This is a genomic window from Mucilaginibacter sp. (assembly GCF_965225845.1).
GTDB lineage: Bacteria > Bacteroidota > Bacteroidia > Sphingobacteriales > Sphingobacteriaceae > Mucilaginibacter.
The window spans coordinates 2554946-2567165 of the sequence record NZ_CBDDBL010000002.1 but is presented as its reverse complement, the minus strand read 5'-3'; the positions used below and the strand labels follow the sequence as shown (position 1 = coordinate 2567165).

At 37.7% G+C, this 12220-nt stretch carries 13 protein-coding genes; 10 read left to right on the top strand and 3 right to left on the bottom strand.

Annotated features, from left to right (window positions below):
• Positions 1-63: 63 nt before the first annotated feature.
• Both ACYZ0U_RS15690 and ACYZ0U_RS15685 read left to right on the top strand, forming a co-directional pair.
• Positions 64-375, top strand: coding sequence for a hypothetical protein (locus ACYZ0U_RS15690; protein ID WP_461453487.1), 312 nt, complete (start codon positions 64-66; stop codon positions 373-375).
• 21 nt (positions 376-396) lie between these two features.
• Positions 397-816 (top strand): BLUF domain-containing protein, encoded by a 420-nt coding sequence (locus tag ACYZ0U_RS15685; RefSeq protein ID WP_461453486.1) that lies wholly within the window; start codon positions 397-399, stop codon positions 814-816.
• A 36-nt stretch (positions 817-852) separates the two neighbouring features.
• On the opposite strand, the gene ACYZ0U_RS15680 is transcribed toward ACYZ0U_RS15685, so the two are convergent.
• Positions 853-1887, bottom strand: a complete 1035-nt coding sequence (locus ACYZ0U_RS15680; RefSeq protein ID WP_461453485.1) for an aldo/keto reductase — start codon at positions 1885-1887, stop codon at positions 853-855.
• Positions 1888-2019: 132 nt separating this feature from the next.
• On the bottom strand, positions 2020-2397 hold the full coding sequence (locus tag ACYZ0U_RS15675; RefSeq protein WP_461453484.1) for a response regulator: 378 nt from the start codon (positions 2395-2397) through the stop codon (positions 2020-2022).
• A gap of 168 nt (positions 2398-2565) precedes the next feature.
• Between ACYZ0U_RS15675 and ACYZ0U_RS15670 the strand changes: the two genes are divergently transcribed.
• The 6 genes from ACYZ0U_RS15670 to ACYZ0U_RS15645 all read left to right on the top strand — a co-directional run bounded on the left by ACYZ0U_RS15670 (position 2566) and on the right by ACYZ0U_RS15645 (position 9585).
• Positions 2566-3132: an arylesterase gene (locus ACYZ0U_RS15670; protein ID WP_461453483.1), complete on the top strand. Its 567-nt coding sequence runs from the start codon at positions 2566-2568 to the stop codon at positions 3130-3132.
• A gap of 447 nt (positions 3133-3579) precedes the next feature.
• Entirely contained in the window at positions 3580-5973 is a 2394-nt protein-coding gene (locus ACYZ0U_RS15665) for a glycoside hydrolase family 3 N-terminal domain-containing protein (protein ID WP_461453482.1), read from the top strand.
• 44 nt (positions 5974-6017) lie between these two features.
• Positions 6018-6785: a hypothetical protein gene (locus ACYZ0U_RS15660; protein WP_461453481.1), complete on the top strand. Its 768-nt coding sequence runs from the start codon at positions 6018-6020 to the stop codon at positions 6783-6785.
• Between the two features lie 248 nt (positions 6786-7033).
• Positions 7034-8662, top strand: a complete 1629-nt coding sequence (locus ACYZ0U_RS15655) for an ArnT family glycosyltransferase (protein ID WP_461453480.1) — start codon at positions 7034-7036, stop codon at positions 8660-8662.
• A 136-nt stretch (positions 8663-8798) separates the two neighbouring features.
• Entirely contained in the window at positions 8799-9236 is a 438-nt protein-coding gene (locus ACYZ0U_RS15650) for a DUF5684 domain-containing protein (protein ID WP_461453479.1), read from the top strand.
• A gap of 34 nt (positions 9237-9270) precedes the next feature.
• On the top strand, positions 9271-9585 hold the full coding sequence (locus ACYZ0U_RS15645) for a DUF2752 domain-containing protein (protein ID WP_461453478.1): 315 nt from the start codon (positions 9271-9273) through the stop codon (positions 9583-9585).
• Here ACYZ0U_RS15645 and ACYZ0U_RS15640 read toward each other — a convergent pair.
• Entirely contained in the window at positions 9569-10318 is a 750-nt protein-coding gene (locus ACYZ0U_RS15640; RefSeq protein WP_461453477.1) for an RDD family protein, read from the bottom strand. The genes ACYZ0U_RS15645 and ACYZ0U_RS15640 overlap by 17 nt on opposite strands.
• 93 nt (positions 10319-10411) lie before the next feature.
• Between ACYZ0U_RS15640 and ACYZ0U_RS15635 the strand changes: the two genes are divergently transcribed.
• Both ACYZ0U_RS15635 and ACYZ0U_RS15630 read left to right on the top strand, forming a co-directional pair.
• Positions 10412-11383, top strand: a complete 972-nt coding sequence (locus ACYZ0U_RS15635; RefSeq protein ID WP_461453476.1) for a stage II sporulation protein M — start codon at positions 10412-10414, stop codon at positions 11381-11383.
• Positions 11367-12218: a hypothetical protein gene (locus ACYZ0U_RS15630; RefSeq protein WP_461453475.1), complete on the top strand. Its 852-nt coding sequence runs from the start codon at positions 11367-11369 to the stop codon at positions 12216-12218. Before ACYZ0U_RS15635 ends, ACYZ0U_RS15630 begins: the two co-directional genes overlap by 17 nt.
• Positions 12219-12220 lie beyond the last annotated feature (2 nt).

Below are 12220 nucleotides of genomic sequence, written 5' to 3'. Positions count from 1 at the left end.
AGATTTTTTTTGCACTTTTAATTAATTAAAAACAAAAATTAATTAAACTCTATTTTACATAATATGGAATGGTATAATTACTTAGCAGCATTTTTTGCTGGTGCATTTTTAGCCAATAGTGTACCTCACTTTATACATGGTATTTCGGGTGATAAATTTCCAACCCCTTTTGCAAAGCCACCCGGCAAAGGATTATCACCGGCTTACATTAATGTATTATGGGCCGCTTTTAATATTGTAGTTGGTTATTTATTGTTGGTACACAGCAGGATAAGAACTGAAAATGATCAAATTGGCAAAATTATATTTTTTGTTGGCGCTATAGCAATGTCACTGCTGCTAAGTAAAAGTTTCACTCAAAAGTATAAAGAATAATATTTACAAGCTGACAATAAAATGTATTACATAATTTATTTAAGCGCAGGAGTTAATTGGTTTAATGAAGAAGAACTAACTGAAATACTGGCTGTAAGCAATCAAAATAATCCACGCGACAATGTAACCGGCTTGCTATTATATAGTGAAGGAAATTTTATCCAGTTGTTAGAAGGCGAGGAACAGGATGTTAAAAATGTGTTTACCAGGATAAGTAACGATCAGCGGCATAAAGGAATAGCCATTATTGCAAGTGGTAATATTGACCATAGGAATTTCCCCGAATGGGCAATGGGATTTAAATCAATAAATGCAGGAGATCTTACGGAATTGAATGGTTACCTAGATCCTTCAAACACAGATTTTTTGGCTAATAAAAACCGGCATATAACTACCAACCTTCTAAAGGCATTTGTAAAAACGGCGAAAAAAGTGGCCTAAAAAAAGAGCCTTGTGGATTTTCACAAGGCTCTTTTTTTAATAAAACTTCGGCAGCGGATTTAAGGTAGTGTTTTGCCTTTGGTGCCAATATGGATATATCGGATCTATGTCACTGGCGGCATCCAGTTTTTTAACCTGGTCGGTGGTTAAGTTCCATCCAACAGCTGCAAGGTTTTGTTTAAGCTGCTCCTCGTTGCGGGCACCTATAACCAGGTTGGCAACAGTAGGGCGTTGTAAAAGCCAGTTTAAAGCTACTTGTGCTACTGATTTACCAACCTCTTCTGCTACTTCATCCAAAGCATCAACAATAGTATAAAGGCGCTCAAAATTAGTTGCGGGTCCATGCGCGCCGCCTTTGCTAATGCGCGAATCTTCTGGAATAGGTTTGTCACGGCGATATTTACCGCTTAGCCTGCTTGATGATAGCGGGCTCCAAACTATGGTACTTACATTTTGGTTGATACCTAATGGCATCAGTTCCCATTCAAATTCCCGGTCTAACAATGAATAATATGCCTGGTGGGCGATGTATTTAGCCCAGCCATAACGCTCAGATACCGATAATGATTTCATTAAATGCCAGCCAGAAAAGTTGGAACAGGCAATGTAGCGCACTTTACCGCTCGTGATCAAATCTTCCAAAGCATGTAATGTTTCTTCAACAGGTGTATTGCCATCGAAGCCGTGCATATGGTAAATATCAATATAATCGGTTTGCAGGCGTTTAAGACTATCCTCGCATGATTTGATCAGGTGTAAACGTGAGGAGCCGTAATCATTTGGACCGTCGCCCATTTTAAAGGTTGCTTTTGTTGATATCAGCAGCTTATCACGTGAAATGCCTTCTATTGCCTTGCCTAAAATTTCTTCAGAAGTACCGCGGGAATATACATTGGCAGTATCAAAAAAGTTTACACCGGCATCAAGGCATAGTTGTACCAATTTTTTTGCTTCATCAAGCTGGGTATCGCCCCAGGCTTTAAAAAATTCGTTAGCGCCGCCAAAAGTGGCCGTCCCGAAGCTTAGCACAGGTATGTTTAAGCCAGATGCTCCTAATTGTCTGTATTCCATAATAGGTATTGTTATGATGTTTTACCAAAGTAACAACAGACAATGGAGAGATTTGTCAGGTGATTTTCAGGATAAAAATTACTCTTTGTCATTCTGAGCATAGCGAAGAATGACAAAGAGTAATGATAATAGCTAAGCGTGCATCGCGCTTTCTTCAATCCAATGCTTTACACTCGCGTATAAATGGTTAAGATCAAATGGCTTAGCAATAAATTGATCTGCACCGTAATTTCCCAATGACTCCAGCACACGCGGGTAGCCCGAAAGCATGATCACAGGGATGTGTGATGAAATAGGATTTGTTTTAAGCTGATGGCAAAGTTCGCCGCCGTTTATACCCGCAAGCAGGAAATCAAGCATTACCAAATCAGGTTGATACTGCGAAATACTGGCGATAATATTTTCGGTATATGGCAATGCAGTAACATCATAGCCCTCTTGCTCCAATGCTTCTTTCAGTAAGTCGAGTGTATCACTGCTATCATCGACTATCAAGATGTTTTTAGACATGAAAATATTTAATTGGTAGGTATTAAACGATAAATTTTATCTAATGTTTTTTAACCATCACAAAAATAACATCGATTTTTTATAATTTCTTAATTATGATGATAATTTTACATTAATTTTTTATGAAAATGGAATAAACAAATAGTACGCTTATGTTATTTGGATGTTATGAGAAACATCCTGTTTTTTGGAGATAGCCTTACAGCCGGTTATGGTTTGGCAGATGCACATAAAGAAGCTTGCCCGGCACTGATACAACAAAAGTTAAATGCCGAAGGCTACGATTATCATGTAATCAACGGTGGGTTAAGTGGCGACACTTCAGGCGGGGGATTAACAAGATTAGATTACTGGTTGAACAAGCCTTTAGATATTTTTATTTTAGAGTTAGGCATAAATGATATTCGCAGGCATATATCCCCGGCTAAGATCTACCAAAACCTGAATGCAATCGTTAATAAGGTAAAGGTGAAGTATCCAAATATTAAACTGGCATTAATGGGTATGCAGATCCCTGCGCTGATTCCCGGTTTGCCGGTTGATAATTTCAATTCTATATTTAAGAGATTGGCTGATGCTCATCAGATGGCTTTCGTTCCATTTTATTTGGATGGTGTTGCCGGGGAAATTCATTTAAACATACGCGATGGATTACACCCATCTGCCGAAGGCTATAAAGTTATTGCTGAAAAGATATGGCCGGTCATAAAACCACTATTGATAAAAGATTGGTAATAATACATAATACTTGCCCAGGCTGTGTTACTATACAACGTAATTGGTAAAATCTATTGCTGTAATAGAATTCTTTATACTGTAATTTATCTGTTGTAAAAACCAGGCTCAAAAAGTCTTTGAGCATTTGTTTTTGCGAAGGGTAAAATAATGAGGTGAAGGTTGGTGTAAATAATTAACACATTGTTTAAACAACGTATCCTTATAGTCGGCATCTATAAAGTTGAATTTTACATTTTAACTTATTCACTATAAGCATAATACCAATGTAAGCTACAAATAATGACTTTGTATATGTATATGTTAAAAAAAAAATTATCTATTCATTTTTACGAAAAATCAACTACAACGTTGTAGTAATAAATAACATAGCTAATCCTGTAAAACGAATGCAAATATCACCACGTAGTTTAACTTTGGCCATCTTCTATGTTAACCAATTATTTTATGAAAAAAATGTTGTCGCTTATAGTGCTAAGCTCGTTGGCACAATTGTCATTTGCCCAAAAAACTATTTACCATAAAGGATGGGTAGATTTTAACAAAAACGGGAAAATGGACGTGTTTGAAGATCCGTCTCAACCAATTGATAAACGCGTTGCCGACTTATTAAGTCAAATGACAGTTGAGGAAAAAACCTGCCAGTTAGCCACCTTGTATGGTTATAAAAGGGTTTTAAAGGAAGAAATGCCTGCTGAATCCTGGAAAAACGAAACTTGGAAAGATGGTGTAGCCAATATTGATGAAGAGCTAAACAATTTGGCCTCTAAAACCGATATGGCACCAACGCAATATAGTTTTCCTTTCAGCAAACACGCAGCAGCTATTAACATTATACAAAAATGGTTTGTGGAGCAAACCCGCATGGGGATCCCTGTTGATTTTACCAATGAAGGGATTCACGGCCTGAATCACGATCGTGCGACACCTTTGCCTGCGCCTATCGGCATAGGTTCCACATGGGACAAACCGTTAGTAAGACTTGCAGGTGACGTTGTTGGTCGCGAAGCACGTGCCTTAGGTTATACCAATGTTTATACGCCGATCTTAGATCCTGCACGCGATCAGCGCTGGGGACGTACTGTTGAAACTTATGGTGAGGATCCGTACCTGATAGCAGAATTAGGAAAACAAATGTGCCTGGGTGTACAGGAAGAAGGTGCCGCATCCACCTTAAAACACTTCGCGGTTTACAGCGTGCCCAAAGGTGGCCGCGATGGCGCCGACAGGACCGACCCGCATGTTGCGCCACGGGAAATGTACGAGTTATATCTATACCCTTTCCGCAGGGTTATACAGGAAGCACATGCCATGGGGGTGATGAGCAGCTATAACGATTGGAACGGCGAACCGATAACCGGAAGCTATTTCTTTTTAACAGAATTATTACGGCAAAAATTTGGTTTTACAGGTTATGTGGTATCAGACAGTGAAGCGGTTGAATTTTTATACAGCAAGCACCATGTAGCCAGCAGTCCGCAGGATGCTGTGAGGATGGCTATTGAAGCAGGGCTGAACGTACGTACCAACTTTACTATGCCTCAAACCTATGTTATGCCTTTGAGAGAATTGATCAAAGAAGGGAAGGTTTCAATGAAAACCCTTGATTCGCGTGTGGCAGATGTACTTCGGGTGAAATTCGAGTTGGGATTGTTCGACAACCCATATGTAAAAGACCCGAAAGCAGCAGATAAATTAGTTCATAATGCTGAAGCTGACAGCATGAGCATGAAGATTAACCGAGAGAGTATGGTGTTATTGAAAAATGAGGGTAACCTGTTGCCTTTAGATAAAAACAAATACAAGCATATTTTAGTCGCCGGGCCGTTGGCCATGGAAACCAGCTATGCCATCAGCAGGTACGGGCCATCACACAACCCGGTAACCAATGTTTATGACGGGATTAAGAATTATGTGAGTAATAGTGCAACAGTAACCTACGCCAAAGGCTGTGATATTGTAGATGCAACCTGGCCTGAAAGCGAGATCATTGAAACACCACTTACAGATAAAGAACAGGATGACATAAACGCTGCCGTTGAAGAAGCTAAAAAATCTGACATTGTAATTGTTGCCGTAGGCGAGGGTGTTGATCAGGTTGGCGAAAGTTTATCACGCACCGGATTAAATCTTCCCGGCAGGCAGTTGAAACTGGTACAGGCTTTACAGGCAACCGGCAAACCGGTAGTTATGGTGATGATAAACGGCCAACCACTTACTATCAACTGGGAAAATAAATATGTGCCTGCTATTTTGGAGGCTTGGTTCCCTTCCCCGCAAAGCGGTAAAGTGATTGCCGAGACTTTGTTTGGCGATAATAACCCGGGGGGTAAACTTTCTATCACTTTCCCAAAAACCACCGGGCAAATTGAAATGAATTTTCCGTTTAAACCAAGCTCGCAAGCCCCACAAAGCGGTAAAAACGGCTGGGGGCATACCAGTGTAGATGGACCATTGTATCCGTTTGGATATGGTTTAAGCTATACTACGTTTGATTACAGTAATTTGCAGGTATCGCCTGAAAGTGAAAAAGGGCAGGCCGATGTGGAAGTTACAGTTGATGTAACCAATACCGGTACACGCAAGGGTGATGATGTAGTTGAACTTTACCTGAAACAGGAATTAAGCGATGTAACAGTTTATGATTATGACCTGCGCGGATTTGCGCGCGTAAATCTTACTCCGGGTGAAAAGAGGACCGTGCATTTTACGCTGCATCCGGATGACCTGGCTATTTTGGATAAGAACATGAACTGGACGGTTGAACCGGGCAAATTCAAGGTGATGATCGGCAGATCATCGGAAGATCTGGTATTGAATAAGGAGTTTGTGGTTGAATAAATAAATTCTAATTGATTAGATTTATCAAAAATCTAATCATTATTATGAAATCACTAATTTGGATTTTTTTAATTTGTTCAATTTTTTGTAGCTGCAATCAAAACAAATTCGATAATAGACGCAGTAAAATAGAAAGTAAATCCAATAAAATTGCTAATAATCATACATCACCTAAAACTCAAAACAAGAATTCTTCTAACATATTAAAATTAAACTATGGTTTTTATATAAAAGCTGATTCAGCGTTTAATTTAGGCGATTTTAATACTTTTAGGCATATAGAAATTTGGCGTAATAATATTAAACTATTAACTGATACTGGAGAAGAATATGAGTTCTATGAAAAACCTTACCCTATAATAAACAAATTAAATGCTGGTTATTTTGAATTATTAATTGAGTATAATAATCGCCCATTTAAGGATCAATTGATACTTTTTAGAATTAGAGAAAATAAGATTATTAAAATAGATACCGTTCCAACATTTGATAGCACACCGAAAATATTTAATGGTTTATTAGTTCGTGCGGGAAATTGGTTCTATGGTGAAGAATTTGATCAAAACGGAAAAAGATATACTTCATTTGAACCTAAAATTTACTATAAATTTACACCTAATGGTATTAGATTAGACAGTGATATAACCCGTGCAGAAAACAGAAAGATATATGGAAATATTGATCCTTTTGAAAAAGGTTTTGAAATAGGTTTCCCTGTTGACGATAAGGGCAGGATTGACACAACTCATAAGAACATATTTCGAAAGAAAATAGAACCCCAACCTAAAGATTACTTTAAGGATGCCCATTAATGTTAATAAAGTAAAAACTTACAACTTTTAACAATTCATATGTCAACGCTTGTGTGCTTTTAGTAGATTGTTAATTATGCGTAACACTTAATTAATTGTTTTGTTCAAGTGTGACTGTTGAACAGGCAAGTTTGTATTGGTTTTCTTATAAAACCGATAATTTTCCTCCTATTTCATAAAACCTGAATATTATATATAATTTTGAAAAACTTTTCGACCCAATATTCCGGGGTTTTATTTTTTAGTAAATGAAGAAAATAACGCAAGCCAACGCCACTCTTTATACAGCCATTTTAATCATAGTAACCTTTGTTATCCGCCTTTTTGTTGCTGCATATACCGGCCTGGGCATCGGCGAAGCTTACTATTTCCGTGGCGCGTTGCATCTTGACCTGAGTTATTTTGACCAGCCGCCATTATTTTTTTGGTTGAGTGGTATAAGTCTTAAAGTTTTAGGATTGACCAATTTAGGTATCCGTTTCCCGGCAGTATTGCTTTTTGCGGGCACAAGCTGGTTACTATTCCTGGTTACTAAAAAACTTTTCAATGCATCAGCAGGTTTTTGGGCTGTTTTGGTGATGAATTTAAGCGCGGTATTTACCATACCCATCGCGGTTTGGTTTCAACCGGATGCGCCTTTGATGTTCTTTTGGCTATTAAGTACTTACTTTTTTGTAGAGGTATTATCCATCAGTAACCAAGGACGTACAAAGTTGCATTCAGGCAAAGCATATTCATTGTGGATCATCATTGGTATCTGCATGGGTTTGGCTATTCTAAGTAAATATCATACCATATTTTTGTTCTTAGGGGTATTGATATTTGTAAGCGTTAACAAAAATCAGCGCCATTGGTTAAAGCATCCCGGTCCGTATATCGCTATGATTATCGCGCTTATATTTGCCTGGCCTATTTTGTGGTGGAATGCACATAACAATTGGGTATCCTTCGTTTTCCAGGGATCGCGGGCGGGCTCAAGCGGTGGTTTACACCCGATTTGGTTGCTACGCAGCATTGGCGGCCAATGTTTGTGGCTATTACCATGGTTTTGGTTTCCGTTGATCGGTCAGCTCATTAAATCATATAAATCACGTATCCAATCACAAACCTATAGCTTCTTGTTTTGGACGTCGGTTTTACCACTGGTGTTTTTTACGATAGTGACTTTATGGTCCGATCTGCAATACCATTTTCATTGGCAGGCACCCGGCTATATGATGTTGTTTATGCCGCTGGGCTACTCCATCGATCAACATTTATCAGATCCGAACAGGGCACGCGGAACCCGCCGCTGGCTTATATTTTCAGCTTGCTTTACCGTTATTACCATTGGCGTACTTTGCCTGCACGAGGTTACCGGGTTTTGGCAATGGTATGGCCCTAAATATTTTGTAAGCCTTGCTGACAAAACCCCTGAAGCAAAAGCCAAAGAAATTGACCCAACCATACAAGGTGTTGATGATGATGCCATATTACCGAGATTTGAGAAAGAAGGCTGGTTAAATAATCATAAAATATTTGCCGGTACCACCCGCTGGTGGCTGAATGGTAAAGTGGATTGGGTACTAAAAGGCCAAAAAGATATTGTTTGTTTTAATGATGATCCAAGGAATATCGCGTTTTTGATCAATCCTAAAAAACTTTTGGGCGAAGATGCCATTGTTATCGACCAGGGCAACCCGGCAAGTGTTAAAAATGATGTAGCGCCATTTTTTGATAGCGTAAAACAATTGCCGGATATCATTATTGTACGTGGCGGTCGCGATGAGCTGCATTTGCAGGTTTACTACTGTACCCGTTTCCATGTACCGGCTCAACCTCGCGAAGATCTGCCGGTATATCACCAGTTAACAGGCAGGCCGCCGTTTGGGAAGTAAAAGTCGCATTATAATAAAAAAGAAGAGCTATTAGAGATAATGACTTTTTTGTTTGTAAATAATTGTAATTGAGATTTATTAGGATTTTCAAATTAAATTTATAATTTGCATTAACAATCTTAAAACACAAATCACAATGTTCAATTCAACAAGCTACTATTACGGCTATCACCCATCGCCGGCAGTATGGGGTTTCTATGGAGTTTATTCGATAATTGCCATTATTGGCATGTGGAGGGTTTTTGAAAAGGCCGGTAAACCAGGCTGGGCGGCAATTATTCCAATTTATAATGCTATCGTATTGCTCGAGGTAGTGGGCAAACCCTGGTGGTGGCTGTTATTAGTGTTAATACCATGCGCAAACTTAATCTTCCTTATTATTGGTTGGATATGGATAAACAACCTGTTAAGTAAAAGCTTTGGCCAGGGCGTAGGTTTTACTTTAGGACTAATGTTTTTGGGCTTTATATTTTTGCCGATATTGGGTTTCGGTAATTATACTTATTTAGGCCCGGGTGGTACACCAATAGTTTTTGGCGCAGGTGACTACGAAAAGCCTTTTGGAGTAAACTAAATTTATGCTATTAAATATGATATTTTGCAGCTACATGAATATTGTTGTGTGGCTGCAAAATCATTTATTAACATGTCCTTTCAAAGCACTTACCGGCATTGATTGTCCGGGTTGCGGATTCCAGCGTTCTGTTATCGAACTTATGCAAGGCAATCTTAGCAAAAGTTTATATTATTACCCGGCAACTATTCCACTAATTTTTACAACATTATTTTTTATTGCTGACATGCGACTCAATTTTACCAAAAAGGAATCTTTAAAAAGAGGATTGCTTGTTTTTACAGCATTGATAATTACAGGCTCTTATGTTTTAAAAATGACCGGTCATCGGTTTATGCTACAGTTTTAGCTATAAGACTGTTATAATCGTTCAAAACTATTTCCAAAAACTGGTATTCATTTATATCTCCCGGATAATTCACCTTAAGATAGTTTTTTAACTGAACCGCTAATTTATATACCAGGCTGCTGTTTCGCGTATGGTTAAAGTTGCGGATAACATCATGTATCAAAACAACATCTTTATCAGTTAATAAGGTTACCTCATTATATACAGGTTCGTAGTCTGCCGGTGGTTCGCCAAAAACAAGCTCTGTAACATTGGCTTTTAAACTTACAACAGTAGTACCTGCAACCATATCGCCAATACGTTGTTTTTTGTCGGATAAAATCACACAGATCAAAGCGCCGCTTCCCAATGTCAACCCGAAATCAACAATTCTAAAAAACCAACGTAACAAATATTGCCCAACTGTTGGCCTTACCCCATTTAGGCTTATCACTTTTATTTTCATGGCCCGTTTTCCTAGGCTTTGTCCATTCATGAAAATTTCGCACACCAAATCATAAAATAGGTATAACAAAAGCCATATACCTGCAATTACAAAAATGCCGATAAATAAACCTGTACCTGAATAATAATTATCTAATCCGGCAAAAACCCCAAGTATTATAAATATAATTAAATATAAGCCCATAAAAACCCCGTAATCAACTAAACGGGCAACAATACGCGTACCGAGGTCGGCTAATACGTAATCAATATCAATATTTTGTGAGGTTGTGATTTTTATGGTTTGCATGTAAACAAATATATATTTGAGGATTGGATATTTTATATACAGCGTTTAAATATTTGTTGTTATTTTAACAAAAAAAAATCAACCTGGACTTTTATGCGTGAATCGCTATTTATAAAGCAGAATGCTGATAAGTGGAAAGTATATGAAACAAAGCCAGCAAGCGATCCGGATGAGATTGCCGAACGCTTCGTGAATATAACTGACGATCTCGCTTATTCAAAAACCTTTTATCCAAAGTCCAGAACTACCAGTTATTTAAATAACCTTGCCGCGGGCTTTCATCAATCTATCTATAAAAACAAAAAAGAACACGGAAATCGGGTGTTTAAATTCTGGAAGCATGAATTGCCACTACTATTCAGGCAATATCACAGGCAATTATTATATTCTTTTCTATTTTTTATGGTGTTCTTTTTTATTGGGTGGATATCTGCCAAATACGATAAAAACTTTGTGAGGCTAATACTGGGCGATGATTATGTAAATATGACCAATGCCAACATCGCTAAACATGATCCTTTTGGCGTTTATAAGGATGGAAACTCTTCGGAGATGTTTTTGATGATTGTATCAAATAACCTATATGTAACAGTACTTAATTATATTTCCGGCATACTGGTATCATTAGGAACATTGGTTATGTTATTTCAAAATGGTATTATGCTCGGCTCGTTCGAATATCTTTTTGTAAGCCATGGTTTAGGGATACAATCTGTATTGGTAATTTTTATACACGGCACGCTGGAAATCTCGTCACTAATTATAGCAGGAGGTGCCGGACTCGTTTTCGGTAACAGTATTTTATTCCCCAAAACCTATAAACGGATATTATCCTTTAAAAAAGGAGCTTTAGACGGGCTTAAGATAACCATAGGTGTGTTACCCATAATCGTTGTGGCTGCAATATTTGAAAGTTTTGTAACCCGCCATACCGAAATGCCAATATGGTTAAGCATACTGATTTTAACAGCATCATTACTGTTTATAATTTGGTATGCGATCATATACCCTATACAATTAACAAAAAAGTTAAAAAATACTAACCCAAATGCAGGAAAAAGTTGAACTGAGTAAATTACGCGGTTTTGGAGAAATAATTGACGACAGTATTTTGTTTTTTAAACAAAACTGGAAGCCTTTATTTAAATCATATTTATACATCTGTGGTTTTTTTTGGATAGCAAGTTTGGTGATAGCCGTGCTAAACGAGATTAACACTTTGCAACGAGCAGAGTTAGGTGAATCTATGTTCACATTTACCTATTTTTTATCGTTATTGTTTGAGTATGTAAGCTTTATTATAACAATTCTAACTGTATATTCTTACATCAGCCTATACAAAGAGAAAGATAAGGAAATACCAACTGTATCTGAAGTATGGAACTTCGTAAAGTACTATTTCTTTAGGGTGTTTGGCAGCTACATTGTTTTAACTTTAGGTGTTATTATCGGCACTGTGTTTTGCATAATTCCGGGTATATACCTGGCTATTGCATTTTCATTATTAATACCGGTTATAATTATTGAAAACTCAACTCTTAGCAATGCATTTAACCGATGTTTCCAGCTGATTAAAAATAATTGGTGGTTTACTTTCGGAATCGCCTTTGTAAGTTTCATCATTATTATGGCTGCTACTATGGCTGTAGGTATACCAATTGGGATTGTAGTGTTTACTGCAACATTTTTAACTAAGGCAAATGGTATGCATGTTTATTTGTATTCATCAGTTATAATATCTCACATACTACAGTTTTTATACGTTTATCCATACATCGCTATTGCATTTGCCTATTTTAGTTTTGCAGAGCAAAAAGATGAAGGCACCCTGTTGCAACGCATTATGAATATTGGTAAAACAGATAACAGCTCAACTCCGGAAACAACGGAAGAATATTAAGT